We start from the raw sequence: 22,478 nt of genomic DNA, 5'->3' as shown, positions 1-22,478 counted from the left end.
TGTGATGATGACGGAGCCTGTGCTACAGCCACAGTAAGCGTTACAATAAATGATGTGAACGATGCACCGGTAGCCAATACAGATACGGCAACCACGGAGGAAGACACCGCAGTAGCCATCAATGTAATCGGAAACGATACGGATGTAGACGGAACGATAGATCCAACAAGTGTAACAGAGATCACGGCTCCAACAAACGGAACCATCGCTATTGATCCTGTAACTGGTCAGATCACCTATACCCCAAATGCAGAGTTCTTTGGAACAGATGCTTTTGAATACTCTGTATGTGATGATGACGGAGCCTGTGCTACAGCCACAGTAAGCGTTACAATAAATGATGTGAACGATGCACCGGTAGCCAATACAGATACGGCAACCACAGAGGAAGACACCGCAGTAGCCATCAATGTAATCGGAAACGATACGGATCTAGACGGAACCATCGACCCTACTTCGGTAACACAAGTAACAGCGCCAGCAAACGGAACCATCGCTATTGATCCTGTAACTGGTCAGATCACCTATACCCCAAATGCAGAGTTCTTTGGAACCGATGCTTTTGAATACTCAGTGTGTGATGATGACGGAGCCTGTGCTACAGCCACAGTAAACGTTACAATAAATGATGTGAACGATGCACCGGTAGCCAATGCAGATACGGCAACCACGGGTGAAGATACTGCGGTAGCCATCAATGTAATCGGAAACGATACGGATCTAGACGGAACCATCGATCCTACTTCGGTAACACCAGTAACAGCACCAGCAAACGGAACCATCGCTATTGATCCTGTAACTGGTCAGATTACCTATACCCCAAATGCGGACTTTAACGGAACAGATGCTTTTGAATACTCAGTGTGCGATAATGGTAGTCCGATATTATGTGATATTGCAATTGCGACGGTAATCGTAAATGATACGGAAAATCCTTTGGCAACTGATGATAGTTACCAAGCAACTGAAAGCGTAACATTAACAACTGGTAATGTACTAGATAATGATAGTATAGTGGACAATGCTACTGTAAGTACATTTGATAGTATTTCAACAAACAATGGAAGTGTGATATATAACAATGATGGAACATTTACATATACGCCAGCAGATGGTTTCGTAGGAATTGATACGTTCACTTACACGTTATGTGATGATGATTTACCTACACCTATATGTAGCACTGCAACTGTTTCAATTACTGTAATAGCTTGTTTAAATGATGAAAATCAAGATTGTGATAATGATGGATTAACAAATGCTGAAGAAGCAATTATGGGAACTGATCCCTCAAATCCAGATTCTGACAATGATGGAATAACAGATGGAATAGAAACAAACAACGGTTCAGACCCTATTGATCCTTGTGATCCAAATCCTGCAGCAATTCCTGATGGAGATTGTGATGGGGATGGAATATCTAATAGTATTGAAGCTGGAAACGATCCAAATAATTTAGTGGATACTGATAATGATGGAACTCCAGACATATTAGATCTAGACAGTGATGGAGATGGTTTATTGGATGAGTTCGAAGCTGGTAACGCCCTTAATTTTCCTGTGGATAGTGATGGAGATGGTATCTATGATTTTCAAGATGTAGACGATGATAATGATTCTATAGATACTATTCATGAAATTGGAGATGATTATCCTATAGAGGATTTACAAGATTCTGATAATGATGGCATAGCTGATTATTTAGATAATGACGATGATAATGATGGCATGTTAACTATTGATGAAAATCCGGATTCAAATAATGATAACGATCCAAGTGATGCATTTGATAGTGACGGAAATGGAACTCCAGATTATTTAGAGGCTAATAATAGTATTACTAACGAAGATGACGAATTAGAAGTTTATCAGCTTTTAACTCCAGATGGAGATGGGGTTAATGACATCCTAGTAATACGAAATATTGAAGCTTTCCCAAATAATACTGTGAAAATTTTTAACAGATGGGGTGTATTAGTTTGGTCTGCAAAAGGCTATAACCCTTCATCAAATTATTTTGAAGGAGTCTCTAACGGACGTGTAACAATAAATACCAACGCAAAGCTTCCAGCAGGTACTTATTTCTATGTAATAGATTATAAAAATGATGTTGATAAACAAAAAGCTGGATATATATATATCAATAGATAAAAAGGGTTTAACGTAACATTAAAACCATACATCTATATATAAATTCATTTCATCTTAAATAGAAATAAATAATGGCTTTCTATGACTAGTTTTGATTAGAAAGCCATTTAAAAAATCTTAAATTATGAAAAAAATATATATAATCATACTAATAATTTTGTATGCTCAAATAGGGTTTACTCAACAAGATTCACAATATACTCAATACATGTATAATACTGTCTCTGTTAACCCTGCTTATGCTGGTACTAGGGGGACTTTAAGTATTACTGCATTACATCGATCACAATGGGCTGGACTAGAAGGAGCTCCTGTAACACAAACTTTATCTTTAAATACTCCTTTAAGAAATGAGCGTATTGGAATCGGTTTTTCTGTTGTTCATGATAAAATTGGTCCAACACAAGAAACTTATTTTGATGCTGTTATGTCGTATACTATTCCTACTTCTGACAAAGGAGATAAACTCTCGTTTGGACTAAAAGCAGGAGGACACTTACTAAATATAGATTTTATGAAGTTAAATCAATATGTACCTCAACTAGTTACTGCCGATAATATTGATCATAAGTTTTCACCAACAATAGGTGCAGGAATATACTATCACAATGATCATTTTTATGCAGGTCTTTCTGTTCCTAATTTTTTAGAAACTAAACACTTTGATGAAACTTCTGATGCTAATACAGAGACCTCTTTTGTTGCTAAAGAAAGAATGAATTATTATTTGATAACTGGTTATGTATTTAATTTGAATGAAAATTGGGTCTTTAAACCTGCAGTATTAACTAAGGTTGTTTCTGGATCTCCTCTACAGGTTGATTTATCTGCAAACTTTTGGTACAAGCAAAAACTTACTTTAGGAGCAGCCTATAGATGGGATGCTGCATGGAGCGCCATGGCAGGTTTTCAATTAAATGATTCTCTAATGTTAGGATTTGGTTACGATAAAGAAATTACTGATTTAGGTAATACAAGCTTTAACGATGGCTCTTTTGAAGCTTTTTTAAGATTTGAATTCGCTCGTAAGCTCGATAAAATTATTTCACCTCGTTTCTTTTAAAAACTTTTGATTATGAAATTAATAAAAACATTATCGCTATACATTATACTTTTCGCTACCTCAACACTTTTAGCACAAAAAGCAAAAATAAAAAAAGCTGAAAAAAGCTACAATGCATTCGCTTATTCAAAAGCAATTAACATTTATGAAGAAATTGCCGATAAGGAAGTTGAAAGTACTGACCTTCTTAAAAAAGTAGGTAACTCTTATTACTTTAATGCCGATCTTGCTAATGCAAAAAAATGGTATGATAAACTATTTAATAAAGAAGGTGAAATTGAACCTGAATATTATTTTAGATATTCACACTCCTTAAAATCTATTGGGAATTACGAAAAAGCCGATAAAATAATGTCTTCTTTTTATACACTGACAAACTCATCTGATAAAAGAGGAATATTGTTTGAAAAAACTCCAGATTATTTAGAAAAAATCAAAATTCAATCTGACAGGTATGAAATAGAAAATTTAAATATTAATTCAAAATACTCAGATTTTGCTCCATCTTTTTACAACAATAAATTAATTTTTTCTTCTGAAAGAGATACTATTTTAGTCTCAAAAAATAAAGATGATGATAGAGTTTTTCTAGATCTTTTTTCCAGTGATATATCAAGTGATGAAAAACTAAATCAAGTAATTAAATTTTCAAGCAGCATAAATACTGAATTCCACGAATCAACTTCTGTATTTACTTCTGATGGAAATACAGTTTATTTCACAAGAAATAATTTTAGTAATAATAAATTAAAAAAAGATTCTAAAGGAACCATTAAACTGAAAATATATAAAGCTTCTAAAAATAGTAATGGAGAGTGGAGTTCAGGTGATGAATTACCTTTTAACAATGATGAATATTCTGTTGCACATCCTTCTCTTAATCTTGAAGAAAACAAACTATACTTTTCTTCAGATATGCCTGGAGGCTACGGATTATCAGATATTTATGAAGTTGATATTAATCCTGATGGAACTTTCAGCTCTCCAAAAAATCTTGGTGAAGAAATAAACACAGAAGGTAGAGAAACCTTTCCTTTTATAAGTAAAAATGGAAAATTATATTTTTCTTCTAATGGTAGACCTGGTTTAGGAGGTTTGGATATTTATGTTATAACATTATCAGATAATATTACAGACAAAACCATATACAATCTGGGAGAACCTATTAATAGTTCTTTTGATGATTTTAGTTTTATTATAGATGATGAAACAAAAAAAGGGTACTTTGCTTCTAACAGACCTGATGGAAAAGGAAAAGATGATATTTACAGATTCTGTGAAGCGCTTCCATTGGTTGAAAATAAAAATAAAATAGATGAAGAAATCGTAATAACGAACAGTCAAGAACAGAATATTGAGATTGAAAAACAAACTATACGCAAAGACGTTACACCTGAGAAAAACCTTGTTACTCCTGCCCCTAATTTAAGGTTTAATCCAATTTATTTTGATTTTGATAGGTATAATATTCGCGAAGATGCCAAAAGTGAATTAAATAAAATTATTTTGGCAATGAAAGAATACCCTAACATAAAAGTTGAAATAAAATCACATACAGATAGTAGAGCTAATAACATTTACAATATGAAGCTTTCTAACAAAAGGGCCATAGCTACAATTAATTACCTTGTAAAAAGAAAAATTGAAAGGTCAAGGTTAAGCAGTACTGGTTATGGAGAAACAAAATTAAAAAACAATTGTAGTAATGGCATAAAGTGTTTGGAAAAAAAACATAAACAAAATAGAAGAGCTGAGTTTGTTATTATTTATAATTAAAAGAAGTCCCTATAAAATATCACAAACAAAGAAGCTTCTCTATTTCTAGTGAAGCTTCTTTGTTTTTTACAAGATTACAACCCTAATTATTCAAATTTCAAATATTTAATCAAATCTACTTTTGTAGCATTGTATGCTTTTAATCCTACTACAGCAAAGACTAAAATAATAAGCACAATTGGTGTTACGATGTAAGAAAGTATGGGCATATCAATACGATAAACAAAATTATCTAACCAATTTTGCATAAAATAATATGCGATTGGAATTAATATAACCGAAGCTATCAACGTAATTTTAACAAAACTTTTAATTAGTTGAAACATAATCTCTTTTACACTTGCTCCTAAAGTTTTACGTATAGCAACTTCTTTTAATCTTTGTTGAATTGTTAATGTTGCTAAAGCAAACAACCCTAATAATGACACAATTATTACAATGGTTGTTAATACAGAGAATAATGTTTTTTGCTTTTGAAATTTCTCATAAGTTCTTGCAAAATATTCATCTAAAAATTTATACTCGAAAGGATAGCCTTGTTCTATATTTTTAGACCAATAATTTTCAATTGCTACTATTGTCTCATCAATATTATCTGGTTTAATTTTAAATTGTACAAACCTAAAGTTGTATTTCATTCCATCAAACGCATTCCAATGCATAGTTAGAATTGGTGGTATTTTATTATCAAGTCCATAAACGTGATAATCTTCGACCATACCAATTACATTCATTTTTCCGTCATTTGTATTACTCCTCCATCCCATTTTAATTTCTTTTCCAATAGGATCATCATAAATGTTATATGCTTTGGCAAGTGTTTCATTGATTACAATACCTTTTATAGAATCTAAAGCAAGCTCTTGGCTAAACCCTCTACCTTTTAACATTTTAATTTTTGACATATTAAAATACCCATAATCAATTGCATCAACATTAGTCTGCACTGTAATATCTTTGTAGTTGCACATTGTTGAGCTAGCGTTTCCTCCTCCAGGAATAAAGTAATTGCTTGATATTTGTGTAATATTCGGATTTTTAATTAACTCTTTTTTAGCCACTTGATATTTTCTAAATCTATTTACAGGTTCGTTAATTCTAACCAAAACAATTTGATCTCCAGAAAAACCCATATCTTTATTCATCATATAACTCACTTGTTTAAACACAATAGAAGAGCCTATTAAGAAAAAACCAGAAATAGCAAACTGTAAACCTAGCATTATATTTCTTGCCCAAATACCTTTTTTACTTCTTGAAACGTTTCCTTTTAAAACTTCTACAGATTTAAAATTTGCTAAATATAAAGCTGGTATATTACCAATTAAAGAAGTAATAATTAAAACCACCAAAAAGACTTTTAAAACTGCTGTTCCTTCTAAAATATTTAAATCTTTTCCCATAAACTCATTAAAATATGGTAGTATAAGTTCTACTAATAATAAACTTAAAATAAAAGCTATTAATCCTTGCAATACAATTTCCAATACAAACTGGCGTGTTAAAACAAATTTTGATAAGCCTAAAGTCTTTTTAATACCAACTTCTTTAGCTCTTTGTGTTGCCGATGCTGTTGAAAGGTTAATAAAGTTTACACAAGAAATAATAATAAGTAATGTTGATAAACTTAATAAAATTAATATAAGTTGATAATTCCCAACTCCTTCTGGACCAGCACTTCCTGCTTTAGAATGTAACCGTATAGTGCTTAATTTTTCTAACAAAGCAGTAGTACCATATTTTTCTGTCCATTCTTCAATAGGCATTCCTTCTTCTTTAGACATTGGTTCATTTTGATATTTAATCCAAAGCGCATTCATTTTTTCTGTCAATAATTTTTCATCTACATCTTTTATTGTTTTTATAAAAAGATTATAATTAAAATTGCCCCAATGCCCTTCTAGCTCTTTTTCGAATTGAGAAACAATACTAGGCTCAAAATAATTTTTCCCTTCTAACTCATATACTGCAGTTACTATAAAAGAACGTTTATAAAAACCTAATGTTTTTCCAATTGCAGAAGTCTCTCCAAAAAATATCTCTGCTTGTTTTTTTGATATAGCTATATGGTTACGTGCTTCTCCAAACTTTTCAAAACTCCCTTCAACTAGTTTGTATGGAAAAAATTCAAAAAAGTTTTTTTCTCCTAAATGTATATCTCTTGTGTATACTTTTTTTCCTTTTACATCTACCAACTCATCATCATACCAAGAATCACTTATGTAATATGAAGTTACTTCTGGTAAGTCTTTCACATAAGTTGGTCCTTCGACTACTGTACTACTGGACCAAATATCTCCATTACTCATTAAGTGAGAAACTCTGAAAATATTATCTTTGTTTGGATTTTGACTGTTATATAATTCTTCATCTTGTAAATGCAATAAAATCAATAATAATCCTGCAAAACCTAACATTAAGCCAGCTACATTAATAGCTACATTTAACCAATTCTTTTTGCTGTTTCTGTAAAATATTTTAAACCACGTTCGTACCATATCTCTATTCTATATTTCTAATTGTACTTTTTCCTAGAACGATTCCTTTTTTTAATTTTGGGCTTCCTCTATAAAGAATAACTGCCTCTCCAAAAGAACTCACTTTAAACTTATTATGAATATTAAATCTAAAAGTTCCATCTCCATAAGCAGTAAGTTTTGTTTCATTACTTTTTACATTATCCATAAAAATTTTACTTTCTCCGTAAGCTGTTATTTTTTGTTTTTCAACTTTTCCTAAATCAATATTTAAAACACTTTCACCATATGTAGCAACTTTTAAACTCTTTAAGTCTATATTTTTTATAGTAACTTCTGATGCTCCATAAATACGAAACACACAATTTTCTTGAGCTATTGTGCTTTCGAATACGTGTTTTTCTTCTCCTCTTAATGAAAATATATCAACAGATTTATAGGTTATAATAACGCGTGCTACTCTATTCTTATAAATAGATTTCTTCTGTTTGTATCCATTATGTTTAATTGTTTTATTTTTTGTAACTGTTTTTGCTCCTTCTAGGTAAACTTGTAACGTTTTATCTTCTACCTCAATTTTAAATTTTTCAACAGGAACACTAATATCTTCTATCACTACAGAATTATTATTTCCTTGTTTAAAAATGGCTTCTATATGCGGACTCACAATAATTTTATTAAAATCTTTTAAGCCTTTAATTTCTTTAACTTGTGCTGAGGCAACTTGTAGTACTAGCAAACAAATAATATTTATAACTGTTTTTATCATAACCATCTTTTTTACTCAAATTTTAAATACTTAATTAAATCTACTTTAGTTGCATTATAGGCTTTTAAACCTACCACTGCGAATACCAACACAATTAAAATTAATGGTGTTATGATATACGGAAGTATGGGCATATCGATTCTATACACAAAATTTTCTAACCAATTTTGCATAAAAAAATAAGCTATAGGTATTAAAGCTACTGATGAAATCAGTACAATTTTCAAGAAACTTTTTAATAACTGGAACATAATTTCTTTTACAGATGCTCCTAATGTTTTTCTAATTGCCACTTCTTTTAATCGTTGCTGAATGGTTAAGGTTGCCAAAGCAAATAAGCCCAATAAAGCAATTGTAATTACCAATACAGATAATATCAAAAACATGGTTTGTTGTTTTTTATACTTCTCATAGGTTTCGGCAAATATCTTGTCTAAAAACTCATACGTAAAAGGGTAATCATTATCTATATTTTGTTTCCAAAACTCTTCTATCTCAAGCATTGTCTTGTCCACATTTTCCATCTTAATTTTAACTTGTACTGCTAACATTCTGTTTACAAATCTTGAAAACGCTTTTGGGTGCATCAAAAACATTGGTTCAATTTTCACATCAAAGCCACTAAAATGATAATCTTGTATCATTCCAACTATTTCAAACTCACGCTCATTACTCCAACCAATTTTAGCTTTTTTTCCTATAGGGTTATCATAAACTCCTATTCGTTTAGCTAACGTTTCATTAACAATAATTTTATTAATAGTATCGGATGCAAATTTTTCTGAAAAAGACCTCCCTTTCAACACTTTAATGCCAGCAAAATCTAAATAATTATAGTCTGATAAATTTACTGCTGCAGAAAAGCCAGGTACTTCTTTATACTGAAAATCTGTTCCATTTATATATCCCTTTCCTGGTACAAATAAACTATATGAAGCTTCCATTACATTAGGGTTCTTGACAATTTCTTTTTTAAATAATTCATATTTTGCATATTCATTTCCTATTCTATTAATTTTAATAGCCACAATTTGTTCTTTACTAAAACCTACATCTTTATTGATTATAAACTGCATTTGTACCTGAATAATCAACATACCAATCAAGAAAAAACCAGAAATCAAAAACTGTATTCCTAACATTACATTACGTGCAAAAACTCCTTTTTTACTCTTAGAGAAGCTACCTTTTAGCACTTCTATAGCTTTAAAATTTGATAAGTATAACGCAGGAATACTTCCTATAAATAATGATACTAAGACAACAATTAAAAAAACAATACTTAACACTTTTGTATTTAAAATTGACATATCTGTTTTTACGAATTGATTGAAATAAGGTAAGATTAATTCAACTAAAATCAGTGCAAAAACAAACGAAATGAATACTTGTAAAACAATTTCAGATATGTATTGTAAAATGAGTTGTTTTTTAGATAAACCAAGTGTTTTTTTTACTCCAACCTCTTTTGCTCTCTGTGTTGCTGAAGCTGTTGAAAGATTGATAAAATTAACACAAGAGATTAGAATTAATAAAATTGAAAGTCCTAATAAAACATATAATAACTGTTTATTTCCTTTCCCTTCAGGACCTCCATCTAGCAAAACCGTTTGCAATCGTAGATCTGCTAATTTTGCATAACGAACCGTCATAAAACCCAGTCTTTTTTCGTATTCTTCTATCGTAATTCCTCCTTCTTTAGCATGAGGCTTGTGTCTTCTTTCAATAATTACATTGTTCATTTTTTTAGACACCTCTTTTATATCTGTATCTGGTGTAAGTTTACAGAACATAGCATACATGAAATTTCCCCAATGATTTTTCGGTAATGGATTTTCAAATTGTAACACAACCTCTGGTTGGTAATGTGATTTACCAGAAATTGTATAAACAACAGCAACAATACATTCTCTGTTATTGATGGTTACTGTTTGGCCTACTCCACTTTCATTTCCAAATAGTTTATTAGAAAACTCTTTAGACAATGCTACTTGATTTCTAGTTTTTTCAAAACTACTATAAGAACCAGCCTTTATTTTAAAAGGGAAAAAAGCAAAGAAATTAGGCTCTGAAACTGCAATTTTCTCTGAATACATTTTATTCCCATCATGATCAACAATGAAATCTCTGTAAAAATGATCTACCATTAAAACATCTTCTACCTCCGGTATATCGGATTTAAACACTACAGCTTGTGCTGGTGTTCCCACAGACCATGTTCCGTTACGATCTGTATGATTGTAAATACGATAAACATCATCTTTATTTGGGTTCCATTTATTGTAACTCTTTTCCTCATTTATGTATAATAAAACTATGATGAGTCCAGCCAAACCAAGGGTTAATCCGCTAATATTTACGAGAGAGTTTAACCAGTTTTTTTGTAGATTTCTAAAAAATATTTTAAACCATGTTTGTAGCATTTCTTTTTCGTTTTTGAATTACTAAATATTATTATTGAACTAATAAATCTACTTTACGATCGTTCACTTTTTCTGCAACAATTTCTCCATCTTTCAGGGTAATAATTCTCGAGGAAAATTGAGCATCATATCCTGAGTGAGTTACCATTACAATGGTTGACCCTGTAGCATGTAGTTCTGATAATAGTTCCATCACATCATTACCACTTTTACTATCTAAGTTTCCTGTTGGCTCATCTGCTAAAATTAATTTCGGATTGGTTACCAAAGCTCTTGCTACAGCAACACGTTGTTGTTGTCCACCAGATAATTGTAACGGAAAGTGTTTTGCTCTATGCGCGATACCAATACGCTCTAAAATTTCGTTAACGCGTTTTTTGCGTTCAGATGATTTCACTTTGTTATAGATCAAGGGTAATTCTACATTTTCAAAAACCGTTAGTTCATCAATTAAATTAAAGTTCTGAAACACAAATCCGATGTTGGCTTTACGCAAACCAGCTCGTTCTTTTTCCATTTTTTTTGCAACTTCAGTTCCATCAAACAAATAACTACCGTTATTGGGTGCATCTAGCAATCCAATGATATTTAATAAGGTTGATTTCCCACAACCAGAAGCTCCCATTATCGACACAAACTCACCTTCTTTTACTTCTAAACTTAAATTGTTTAATGCTGTTGTTTCTACTTCTTCCGTTCTGTATACTTTTACGATGTCTGTTATTTTTATCATTCTATTATATTTTTTAATATTCTTATTTTTATTATTTCAATCGCTTTTATTATTTAATATTAATCTCTTCAACTTCTTTAAAGTCATCATAATTTGATGTAATTACCTTATCCCCTTCTTGCAAACCTTCTAAAACCTCGTAATAAAAAGGATTTTCACGTCCAATTCTCACTTTTCTTTTAACCGCTTTATTCTCAGAATTTAAAACAAAAACCCATTTTCCATTTGAGCTTTGATAAAACAATCCTTTTGATAATAATAAAGCTTTACTATTTCCTGATAAAAACACCTTAGTGTTTAAACTCATTCCTCGTTTAATTCCTGCTGGAATAGTGTCTTGTTTAAATTTTAACTCTACTCTAAACTGTCCATTTACTACTTCTGGAAAGATTTTATTAAGAACAATATCATAGTTTTTTGAATTCACTGCTACTCTACCATTAACATCTTCACGTAATTTAGAAATATAATATTCGTCAACACTTGCAACCAATTTATATCCGTCTAAAACATTTATTTTCCCAACAGATTGACCTTGATTATAACTCTCCCCTAAAATCGGATTAAACGAAGATAATTGACCTGTTACTGGAGCTTTTACTGTAAAATTCTCTTTATTTCTACGCAGTAACTCCAAGCTTTTTTGCATGTTATTAATAGATATATTTATGTGTGATAATTGTGTATCTCTACTCTTTTTTTCTTCTGAAACACTCTTTTTAATTACACCATTTCTTTTCTTTTGAAATTGATATGCTTGTGTAGATTTTTGATAATCATTTTTTGCAATTACCTCTTTACTATACAAAGTTGTGTCTAACACATATTGTCGTTCAGCATTTTTAAAATCATTATTAATACTCAACAATTGTTGATCTAAACTTAATTGTTGATTTTTGATATTCATTCTAATATTTCTCAAATTATTTATCTGTTCAACAATAGCCGTTTCTTGAGTTAAATAATTTAATTCTGCATTCGGATTATACACACGCAACAACGGAGTTCCCTTTTTAACCGTTTGTCCGCTTTCTACAAAAACTTCAGCAACCGAACCTCCTTGAATTACATTCACAAATACAGATGTTTTTGGCTCAACAGTACTATTAAACAATACAACATCTTCAAAGTCTCCGCGAGAAACTTCACGAATAGTAACATTATTCCGTTCTAAATTCACCTGTTTTTTTCGTGTTAAGTTCATCAGGATAACACCTAATAAAACTATAGTTGGAATTCCCCAGACTAACATCTTTTTAGTTTTTTTGTTTTTAGGTTGAATTATTTTGTCCATTATTATTTTTATTTGATTTAGCTAATGCCATTTATATGCCAGCCAAAAACAAAATTATAAAACATTGTTTTTTAGTTATTTAAATTTAAAATTTAAAATTATAGTGTTCAAAAACGAACATTTTTTTGTTCATTATCAAACAACATTGTAACTATGTAGTATGAGAAAAAAAGAAGCTACCATTTTAATTGCCGATGACGACGATGACATTCTGTTTTCTGCTCGAATTAGTTTAAAAAAGTATTTCACAGATATTATTACGGTGAATAGCCCTAAGAAAATCAGTAATATTTTAACTGAAAAAACTGTAGATGTAGCGCTTTTAGACATGAATTATCGTATCGGTTTTGAGGACGGAAAAGAAGGTTTGTATTGGTTAAAACACATCAAAGAAATCAGTCCGGAAACTACTGTTATTTTAATGACCGCTTTTGGTAGTGTTAATTTAGCTGTGGATGCCATTAAACAAGGTGCTACTGATTTTATTCTTAAACCTTGGAATACTGAAAAGCTATATGGAGTTGTAAATGCAGGTGTAGAATTAGCGCGTTCAAAACGAAAAACATCACAATTAGAAACTGTTCAACAGCAACAAGACAAAGATTTTCATCAACAAACCGAACATATTATTGGTAACTCTTCTGCTATGCAAGCTGCTATCAAATTAGTTCATAAAGTTGCACCAACAGACGCAAATGTGTTGATTTTAGGTGAAAACGGAACAGGTAAATATGTGTTTGCAAAAGAAATTCATTTACAATCAAATAGAAAAAACCATCCTTTTATTCATGTAGATTTAGGAGCATTAAATGAAAATTTATTTGAAAGTGAACTTTTCGGGTATATTAAAGGTGCGTTTACCGACGCGCAAAAAGATACTATTGGTCGTTTTGAACTTGCTAAAGGCGGAACCATTTTTTTAGATGAAATTGGAAACCTACCACTGCATTTGCAATCAAAACTGTTGACTGTTATTCAGAATAGAAAAATAACACGTTTAGGAGAAGGAAGTGAACGTAAAATTGATGCTCGAATTGTTTGTGCAACAAATGCTCCTGTACATCAAATGGTGGAGGAACAAACTTTTCGACAAGATTTATTATTTCGAATTAATACAATTGAATTAAACTTGCCTCCTCTTCGTGATCGTATTGAAGATGTCGATTTATTAGCGAATCATTTTTTGAACAAACTCAATAATAAATACCGAAAAAATATCACCGGATTTTCTTCTGAAGCCAAAAAAGCACTTAAAAATTACAAATGGCCCGGGAACATTCGAGAAATTGAACATGTTGTTGAACGTGCTGTGATTATAACTGAGAATACTGAGATTCAATCACATGAATTACATTTTTCTAGCCAGAAATTAGACGTAACTTTAGGCAAAAATCTCAATTTGGAAGAAACTGAAAAATTACTCATTCAACAAGCTTTACAAAAACACCAAGGTAATATTTCAAGAGCAGCAAAAGACTTGGGTTTAACACGTGCTGCACTATATAGAAGATTAGAAAAACATCAACTATAAATGGGAAAATCGCAGTATTTTAAATTAATAATTAGAATTTTATTAATCTCCATAAATAGCGTAATTGTCTTCTACAGCTACCAAAATAGCTACATAATGAATACAATTGGTTTCTCTCTTCTATTAATATTTCAAGTTTTTTCATTAATGGAATATTTAAAAAAATCATTTGCTGATATCGAAAAATCGATAGATTGTTTGTTATACGACGATTATTCGAACACAATTTCTGCCGAGAAAAGGAAAAATTCATTACATAATAAAACAGCGTTATTGTTAGAAAAGCATCGAAAGAAAAGTTTACAACAAACTTCTGAAGAACTTATTTTTACAAATATAATTGAGAGTTTAAGTATTGGAATTCTTATTCTTCGGAAAGATCAAAATGAACAGATCGAAGTTTTTCAATTAAATAAAGCTTTTGTTGATTTTTTAAAAATACCCAAATTTTATAATTGGAATTTATTGCAATCGAAATTAGGATTATTAACTGATTTAATTTTGGATTGGAAATCCATAAAACATACAATTTCACTAAACATCAACGATGAAAAAGAGAGTTTTTTCTTAAAAACCTCAATGACACAAACAAATGAATATCAATATTTAATTGTGTCTTTAGAAACTATCCAACAATTGATTGACAAGAAAGAAAAAGAGGCTTGGTATAAATTAATGAATGTGATGTCTCACGAGATTATTAACACAATTACACCAATTAGTAGTTTAGCAGAAAACTTAGACGATTTACTACAAGAAGAAACTGATGAAGATACAATTGAAGAACTTTCTCAAGGTTTAAAAATCATAAAAAAACGTTCATACCATCTAACATCATTTGTAGACACTTATAGAAAGTTGGCAGAACTTCCGTTACCTCAAAAAAACAAATTTAATTTAACAGAATTAGTTACAAATACCTTAGGCTTATTTCAACAAGAATTTACTTCAAAAAATATTCAAGTAGAATTCAATGTTGATAAAAACTATTATATAAAAGCCGATAAACAGCAAATTGAACAAGTAGTTATCAATTTACTTTCTAATTGTTTATATGCACTTGAAAAAACTTGTAAACCAAAAATAATTATTGACATTTCTCAAGAAAAAACACGTACACATTTGTCTATAACAGATAACGGAATTGGAATTCCTGAAGACATAAAAGAGAATATTTTTATTCCTTATTTCACTACTCGTAAGAATGGTTCGGGTATTGGTTTAACATTATCAAAAAGTATTATTGAAGCTCATAATGGACGTATTGATTTTGTATCTAAAAACAATAAAACTCAATTTTTAATTACTTTCTAGCCCTCATTTTATCATCTATATAGGGGTTTAAAGATTAACATGTAAGCAATTTCAATACAAAAGGGAACATTGTTGAAAATGAAAACATAAAAGAATAACACATGTAACCTATTAGATCCATACAAAAAAAGTACCTAATACCTATACAAATAATCTAGATCAGGGATATTTATAAGTAAAATAATAATAGGTATAAGTTTATGGTTTTTAACTAAGATATTTTTGTAGCAATTAAATTACAAAAAATGAAAACAATAGATAAAACAAAACCTATTTTAGTAACAGGAGCTACTGGATATATTGCTAGTTGGTTAGTAAAAAAACTTTTAGATGAAGGTTTAACGGTGCATGCAGCAGTTCGTAATCCAAATAATGATACAAAAACGAAACCTCTTAACAAGCTTGCTGCTAATACAAAAGGTAAAATAAAATATTTTAAAACCAATCTTTTAGTTAAAGGAAGTTATAATGAGGCAATGAAAGGATGTGAGTTGATATTTCACACAGCTTCACCATTTAAAACAAAAATAAAAGACCCACAAAAAGAATTAATTGATCCAGCATTACTGGGAACGATCAATGTTTTAGGAGAAGCAAACAAACATGACAGCGTAAAACGCATAGTACTTACAAGCAGTTGCTCTGCAATAGGCCATGATGCCAGTGCACGTCTAAAGTCTAAAAATCAGGAATTAACCGAAGAAAATTGGGAGGAAACAGCATCACTTTCATATCAACCTTATGCTTATTCAAAAATGTTAGCAGAGAAAGAAGCTTGGGAAATATTTAAATCACAGAACAAGTGGGATCTGGTAGTAATAAATCCATGCTTAGTTATGGGTCCAGCGCTAAATGGCGTGGCAAATACCTCTACAAGTATTAGTATATTAAAAATGTTTGGCGATGGTACTTTAAAAAATGGCGTTCCAAACAGCGGAACCGGAGTTGTAGATATTCGTGATGTAGCACAAGCCCATTACAATGCTGGTTTTATACCATCTGCATCTGGTAGATATATTGTGGCAGGTACAAATACCAGTTTTCTTGAAATGTCTCAAATTTTATACAAAAAATTTGGAGATTCCTATAAAATACCTACCAAAATATTACCAAAATGGCTGATCATGATTATTGGTCCTTTAATAGATAATCAAATATCAAGGAAGTGGGTTAGAAATAATGTGAATGTAGATTGGAAAGCAAACAACTCAAAAAGTATTCGAGAATTAAATATGAAGTATCGACCTTTGGAAGAAACTATGATCGATGCTTTTCAGTATTTAATAGATAGCAAAATAATAGGAAATTGATTTTAATGAAAGATTTACAAGTTATAAATACAATATCTGAGGTACATTCAGTAATAAAAGTTACAAAGTCAAAACATCCACTTCTCTCTATATTGAAATTTGAAGAAATTGAATTTAATCAATTCGCAGATGGAATGAGGGCTCGTATTGATTTGTATCAAATTTGGATGAAAGAAGGTGTCAATTGTCAATTGGGATATGGTCGCAGTATTTATGATTTTACTGATGGTACATTAGCTTTTTTAAAACCTGGGCAAGTACTTACTTCTCTAGATGCACAAAATAGTACCGAATCAAAAGGCTTTTTAATTTTAATTCATCCAGATTTAATTAGGAAATCGCCTATTGGTAAATCGATAAATCAATATGCCTTTTTCGATTATGAAACAACAGAAGCCCTTCACGTTTCTGATTCAGAAAAAATAACATTGACTGAAATTATTAACAACATTACTATTGAAATTAATCAGAATATTGATAAACATAGTCAGAGTTTGATTAACTCAAACCTAGAACTGTTTTTGGGGTATTGTCTACGATTTTACGATCGCCAATTTTATACTAGAACAAATCATAATCAAGATGTAGTTACAAAATTACAGAGCTTTTTAGCTGAATATTATCAAACGAAAAAGCCTTTAAATGATGGAATTCCCACTGTTGCTTCATGTGCCACTTATCTACATATGTCTCCAAATTATTTAAGTGATTTATTGAGAAAGGAAATAGGTAAAAATTCTCAAGAGTTTATCCGAGATTTTGTAGTGGACAAAGCTAAGGACTTATTACTGGGTACTTCAGAACCACTTAGTCAAATAGCATATGCTTTCGGATATGAATATCCGCAACATTTTACTAAAGTATTCAAAAGAAAGACTGGATTGTCGCCAAGTGTTTATCGGCAATTAAATTAATTTTAGATAAAAATCATGAAGCAAGGAGAGATTATACTTACTAAATGAACTACTATCTACAAAAAAACAGCATGATATTTTAATTATTTACACAATAAAAATAACAGCATTCAATTCTTAATAATTTTCTAATTCCTTTTTAATATCCTACTGAAAACAAAAAAGCCTCACTATTTCTAGTGAAGCTTTAAGTGAGCCCGATAGGATTCGAACCTATGACCGCCTCCTTAGAAGGGAGGTGCTCTATCCAGCTGAGCTACGAGCCCGTAGTTTTTATGTTTCTACGAAAACAGTGTCGGGGTGGCAGGATTCGAACCTGCGACCTCCGCGTCCCAAACGCGGCGCGATAACCGGGCTACGCTACACCCCGATGGTTATCTTTTTTCTTTGCGGAGAGTGTGGGATTCGAACCCACGCGACAGTTACCCGTCGACAGTTTAGCAAACTGCTCCATTAACCACTCTGGCAACTCTCCTCAACTCTTAAAGAGTTAAAAATTGCGAGTGCAAATGTAAGGGTAGAAATACAATCTCGCAAATATTTTTTATAAAAAAAACACTTAATCTGGGTACTCTACACGTAAGTGATAGATATTCATTAGTTTATTCTTTATAACTTTTTTAATTTTTTCAATTTCTCTAAACGTAATATCCGAATTTATGAATTGATTGTCTCCTTTTTGCTTCTCTACAATTTTATCTATTAAAGAATCTATGGAATGTGCTGTTGGATTTTTCAAACTCTTTGACGCTGCTTCTGCTGCATCGCATATCATTAAAATAGCTGTCTCCTTTGAAAAAGGAATAGGTCCTTGATATTGAAACTTTCTAACATCTATTTTTTCATCAGGATTGTTATTTTCTTCTTGCTTATAAAAATAATACACTAAGCTTGTACCATGATGGGTTCTAATAAAATCAATAATTCTATCAGGAACATTATTCTTCTTAGCAATTTCTATTCCTTTTATGACATGATCTAAAATGATACGAGCACTATCTTTTGGCGACAAATCATTATGTGGATTTACTCCTGTTGACTGATTCTCTGTAAAATACATAGGGTTTGTCATTTTACCAATATCATGGTATAATGCCCCTGTACGTACCAACATAGAGTTTGCTCCTATTTCATTTGCTGCTGCTTCTGCTAAATTGGCTACTTGCATAGAATGTTGAAACGTTCCTGGTGCTTTTTCATTTAAATCTCGCAGTAATTTTGAGTTTGTATTCGATAATTCCAAAAGGGTAACATCAGAAACTAATCCGAAGACTTTTTCATAAAAATAAATAAAGAATACTGCTAAGAAAGACAACAATCCATTAGCTGCAAATAAGATAAAATACGTCCAATTTAAATTGTTTGCGTTTCCTTCTTTAATTATCGAAAAAGCAAAATAGGTTAACATATAGATTAACGTAATTTGACCAATTGAAATAAATAAGTTTGCTCTTTTATAAAGCTCTGAGACGGTTAAAATAGTTACAATTCCTGCAATGATATGTAAATAAATAAACTCGAAACTGTTTGGTACAATAAAACCAAGTAACAAAACTGTTAACACATGTGTAAACAGTCCTAAACGCGCATCAAAAAAAGCTTTTAATACTATGGGTAAAATACTTAACGGAACTACATATACATAGTCAGAATTGTACTTAATCACTAATGTTTGAATGAAGATTAGCAAGAAAACATTGAAAAAGATGAAGGTTACTTTATTGTTATCGTTAAATATTTCAAGTCTGTATTTTTTCAAAAACAACAACAACATTAACAAAGCTAACGAGACTAAGACAGTATACCCAAAAACAATCCAATTATAATTAGACTTTGTCCAAATTTGAGATTTTGACGCTACTTCAAATGATTTTAACACACTAAAGCTTTTTCCTTCTACAATATCTCCTTTAAGTATTATTAGCTCTCCTTTAGAAATTTTACCCTTCGTGTATGAAATTCCTTTCAGTGCTTCGTTTAATTCTTTCTGAGTAAAATCAGAATCGAAAGTTACATTGGGTTTTAATATTTCTGATAATATATTAAACGTATAATTTCTTCCGTAGAATTTTGGAAAACTCTCTACTCCTTTTGTTATAATTGGCAATACTTGATTAGATTGTACCATTCTTGAAAAAGCAATATTCTCTATTGCATTTCCTTTTCGAATATTAATTATGGAATTTTCAGATATGATTTTACCTTTACTTGCTTCATCTATAAATCCATATTTATAAATATCCTCTATAATATCTTTTCCATATTTTGTAAGTTTATTAATATCTCTCGTAGATAAACTATCCGAAGGAATTAATAAATTCATTTGAGAAACAAACTCTTTTGCAACCTCTTCTTTAGTAGCTGTATTGAAAACAAAATACTGGTTTGAATTTGATTCTATTTCTTCTTTTTCAACAGCTATTTCTGCATCTGTTTTCTGAATAGCAAAATCAAATGGAGCGTATAAATTATCATACTGCCAAGGTTTACCTTGAGAATAATCATACTTAAATTGACCTCCTTTTGGAAATAAGTATACAATAGCAACTGCTGTAATTAAAAACAACAAAGCTTTATAAAAGGATGCGTTATTTTTATATAATATATTAATTAATTTATCCATTATTTATGTTTGGGGATGTAAATATAACCTTTTGGAATTATTTGAGTACTTGCTATAAAATGGTTATTTTCGCAAGACAATTTTTAAATACAAACACACAAATATGAAAGAAGTAGTTATCGCATCAGTTGCAAGAACCCCAATTGGAAGCTTTTTAGGTACTTTATCTACTATACCAGCCCCAAAATTAGGCGCAATCGCTATAAAAGGTGCTTTAGATAAAATTAACCTAAAACCAGAAATGGTCGAAGAAGTTTTTATGGGAAATGTGGTATCTGCTGGGTTAGGCCAAGCACCAGCGCGTCAAGCAGCTATTTATGCTGGAATTCCAAATACTGTGCCTTGTACTACCGTAAATAAAGTATGTTCATCTGGTATGAAATCGATTATGTTAGCAGCGCAAACAATTGCTTTAGGCGATGCAGAAATCGTAGTAGCTGGTGGTATGGAAAATATGAGTTTAATTCCACATTATCAACACGCTAGAATGGGTTCTAAATTCGGACCAATAAAAATGGAAGACGGAATGCAAAAAGACGGTTTAGTTGACGCATACGAACAAGTAGCAATGGGTGTTTGCGCAGATGAATGTGCTACTGAATATAAGTTTTCTAGAGAAGATCAAGATGCTTTTGCTGTAGAATCTTACCATCGTTCTGCAAAAGCATGGAGTGAAGGAAAATATGCAGATGAAATTGTGCCTGTAGAAGTGCCTCAACGTCGTGGGGAGCCTTTAATTTTTGCTGAAGATGAAGAATATAAGAACGTGAAAATGGATAAAATCCCTAGTTTACGTCCCGCATTTACAAAAGAAGGAACCGTTACGGCGGCTAATGCTTCTACCATTAATGATGGTGGAGCTGCGTTAGTACTAATGTCTGCCGATAAAGCAAAAGAATTAGGTATTACTCCCTTAGCAAAAATTAGAAGCTATGCAGATGCTGCGCAAGAACCAAAATGGTTTACAACTGCGCCAGCAAAAGCACTACCAAAAGCATTATCAAAAGCTGGTCTTGCTATTGATGATGTTGATTATTTTGAATTAAATGAAGCATTTGCTGTTGTTGGTTTAGCTAATATGAAAATTTTAGGATTGTCTACCAATAAAGTAAATGTGAACGGTGGAGCTGTTTCTTTGGGACATCCATTAGGAGTTTCTGGAGCAAGAATTATAATTGCTTTAACCTCTATCTTAAAACAAAATAACGCTAAAATTGGTGCTGCCGGTATTTGTAATGGTGGTGGTGGTGCCAGTGCAATGGTTATTGAAAGAATTTAATTTTATTAAAACTTCTGTATTGTTCGGAATTTGTAATTTAAGTATTGTGCCGATGCGTTTATTAGCTTCGGATGCTTCGGAAATGGTTAATCAAGTTGTTTTTGGTGAACATTTTGAAGTATTAGAGAAAGATAAAAAGTGGAGTAAAATTCGTTTAGCTTTTGATAGTTACGAAGGTTTTATTGATAATAAACAATACGAAGAAATATCACGTGAAGTTTATCAACAATTATCTACCGAGAAAAAGAATTATGCAGGTAATTTGATAGATTTTATCACTGATGATAGAAACAACCTAACAACTATTCCGTTAGGTGCACATCTTCCTTTTTATGATCAAAATTCCTTTAAAATTAATACTACAACTTTTTTATACGATGGCAAAGTTTGTAATGAAATTTTACCTAAACCGGCTATCATAGAAAAAGCTTATTTATTTTTAAACGTTCCCTATTTATGGGGTGGTAAAACTCCTTTTGGAATTGACTGCTCAGGTTTTACACAAACTGTCTATAAACTTTGCGGTCATAATTTACTTCGTGATGCTAAACAACAAGCTTCTCAAGGGGAAGTTTTAAGTTTTATTGAAGAAAGCGAACCTGGTGATTTAGCTTTTTTCGATAATGAAGAAGGAAATATTACGCATGTAGGCATTATTATGAATGATTATAATATTATTCACGCTCATGGTAAAGTCCGTATTGACAAATTAGATCATAGTGGAATTTATAATGTAGACACACAACAACATTCTCATAAACTGAGAGTCATAAAAAAAATGGTGTAAATAAAAAAACCGAAACATAATGTTTCGGTTTTTT

The 22,478-nt window shown here is 31.1% G+C and carries 15 protein-coding genes and 3 tRNA genes; 9 read left to right on the top strand and 9 right to left on the bottom strand.

Annotated elements, in window-relative coordinates:
* The 3 genes from C7447_RS11530 to C7447_RS11520 form a co-directional block, all read left to right on the top strand.
* Positions 1 to 2,151: tandem-95 repeat protein (locus tag C7447_RS11530; protein ID WP_148870651.1), on the top strand; the 2,151-nt coding region annotated here is incomplete at its 5' end.
* Positions 2,152 to 2,275: 124 nt separating this feature from the next.
* Positions 2,276 to 3,214 carry a PorP/SprF family type IX secretion system membrane protein gene (locus C7447_RS11525; RefSeq protein ID WP_148870650.1) on the top strand — a complete coding sequence of 313 codons (939 nt, stop codon included), beginning with the start codon at positions 2,276 to 2,278 and terminating at the stop codon, positions 3,212 to 3,214.
* 12 nt (positions 3,215 to 3,226) lie between these two features.
* Positions 3,227 to 4,990, top strand: a complete 1,764-nt coding sequence (locus C7447_RS11520; RefSeq protein ID WP_148870649.1) for an OmpA family protein — start codon at positions 3,227 to 3,229, stop codon at positions 4,988 to 4,990.
* An 86-nt stretch (positions 4,991 to 5,076) separates the two neighbouring features.
* Here the strand turns inward: C7447_RS11520 and C7447_RS11515 are convergent, their stop codons facing one another.
* The 5 genes from C7447_RS11515 to C7447_RS11495 are packed head-to-tail and all read right to left on the bottom strand — an operon-like array spanning position 5,077 to position 12,686.
* Positions 5,077 to 7,488, bottom strand: coding sequence for an ABC transporter permease (locus C7447_RS11515; RefSeq protein WP_148870648.1), 2,412 nt, complete (start codon positions 7,486 to 7,488; stop codon positions 5,077 to 5,079).
* A 4-nt stretch (positions 7,489 to 7,492) separates the two neighbouring features.
* Entirely contained in the window at positions 7,493 to 8,236 is a 744-nt protein-coding gene (locus C7447_RS11510; RefSeq protein ID WP_170246007.1) for a GIN domain-containing protein, read from the bottom strand.
* An 11-nt stretch (positions 8,237 to 8,247) separates the two neighbouring features.
* Positions 8,248 to 10,659: an ABC transporter permease gene (locus tag C7447_RS11505; RefSeq protein WP_148870646.1), complete on the bottom strand. Its 2,412-nt coding sequence runs from the start codon at positions 10,657 to 10,659 to the stop codon at positions 8,248 to 8,250.
* Positions 10,660 to 10,690: 31 nt separating this feature from the next.
* Positions 10,691 to 11,392 (bottom strand): ABC transporter ATP-binding protein, encoded by a 702-nt coding sequence (locus tag C7447_RS11500; RefSeq protein WP_148870645.1) that lies wholly within the window; start codon positions 11,390 to 11,392, stop codon positions 10,691 to 10,693.
* 49 nt (positions 11,393 to 11,441) lie between these two features.
* A complete protein-coding gene (locus C7447_RS11495; protein ID WP_148870644.1) occupies positions 11,442 to 12,686 on the bottom strand; it encodes an efflux RND transporter periplasmic adaptor subunit in 1,245 nt (414 codons plus the stop codon).
* A 160-nt stretch (positions 12,687 to 12,846) separates the two neighbouring features.
* On the opposite strand from C7447_RS11495, the gene C7447_RS11490 reads away from it, so the two are divergent.
* The 4 genes from C7447_RS11490 to C7447_RS11475 all read left to right on the top strand — a co-directional run bounded on the left by C7447_RS11490 (position 12,847) and on the right by C7447_RS11475 (position 17,755).
* Positions 12,847 to 14,217, top strand: coding sequence for a sigma-54-dependent transcriptional regulator (locus tag C7447_RS11490; RefSeq protein ID WP_148870643.1), 1,371 nt, complete (start codon positions 12,847 to 12,849; stop codon positions 14,215 to 14,217).
* 96 nt (positions 14,218 to 14,313) lie between these two features.
* Complete coding sequence (locus tag C7447_RS11485) at positions 14,314 to 15,531, top strand: sensor histidine kinase (RefSeq protein WP_170246005.1); 1,218 nt, start codon at positions 14,314 to 14,316, stop codon at positions 15,529 to 15,531.
* Between the two features lie 245 nt (positions 15,532 to 15,776).
* The gene (locus C7447_RS11480; RefSeq protein WP_148870641.1) at positions 15,777 to 16,841 is read left to right on the top strand and encodes an NAD-dependent epimerase/dehydratase family protein; all 1,065 of its coding nucleotides are present in this window, start codon (positions 15,777 to 15,779) and stop codon (positions 16,839 to 16,841) included.
* 5 nt (positions 16,842 to 16,846) lie between these two features.
* The gene (locus C7447_RS11475) at positions 16,847 to 17,755 is read left to right on the top strand and encodes a helix-turn-helix domain-containing protein (protein ID WP_148870640.1); all 909 of its coding nucleotides are present in this window, start codon (positions 16,847 to 16,849) and stop codon (positions 17,753 to 17,755) included.
* A gap of 192 nt (positions 17,756 to 17,947) precedes the next feature.
* Here the strand turns inward: C7447_RS11475 and C7447_RS11470 are convergent.
* The 4 genes from C7447_RS11470 to C7447_RS11455 form a co-directional block, all read right to left on the bottom strand.
* Positions 17,948 to 18,021: transfer RNA gene (locus C7447_RS11470), tRNA-Arg, on the bottom strand.
* Positions 18,022 to 18,050: 29 nt separating this feature from the next.
* Positions 18,051 to 18,125, bottom strand: a tRNA-Pro gene (locus C7447_RS11465).
* Between the two features lie 20 nt (positions 18,126 to 18,145).
* Positions 18,146 to 18,230: transfer RNA gene (locus C7447_RS11460), tRNA-Ser, on the bottom strand.
* Positions 18,231 to 18,314: 84 nt separating this feature from the next.
* Positions 18,315 to 20,378 (bottom strand): HD family phosphohydrolase, encoded by a 2,064-nt coding sequence (locus C7447_RS11455; RefSeq protein WP_148870639.1) that lies wholly within the window; start codon positions 20,376 to 20,378, stop codon positions 18,315 to 18,317.
* A gap of 103 nt (positions 20,379 to 20,481) precedes the next feature.
* Here C7447_RS11455 and C7447_RS11450 point away from each other — a divergent pair, with 103 nt between their 5' ends.
* Positions 20,482 to 21,657: an acetyl-CoA C-acyltransferase gene (locus C7447_RS11450; RefSeq protein ID WP_148870638.1), complete on the top strand. Its 1,176-nt coding sequence runs from the start codon at positions 20,482 to 20,484 to the stop codon at positions 21,655 to 21,657.
* 52 nt (positions 21,658 to 21,709) lie between these two features.
* A complete protein-coding gene (locus C7447_RS11445) occupies positions 21,710 to 22,444 on the top strand; it encodes a C40 family peptidase (RefSeq protein ID WP_246143067.1) in 735 nt (244 codons plus the stop codon).
* The last annotated feature ends 34 nt before the right edge of the window (positions 22,445 to 22,478 follow it).

The organism is Tenacibaculum adriaticum (genome assembly GCF_008124875.1).
Lineage (GTDB): Bacteria > Bacteroidota > Bacteroidia > Flavobacteriales > Flavobacteriaceae > Polaribacter > Polaribacter adriaticus.
This window is presented reverse-complemented; position numbering and strand designations above follow the sequence as displayed.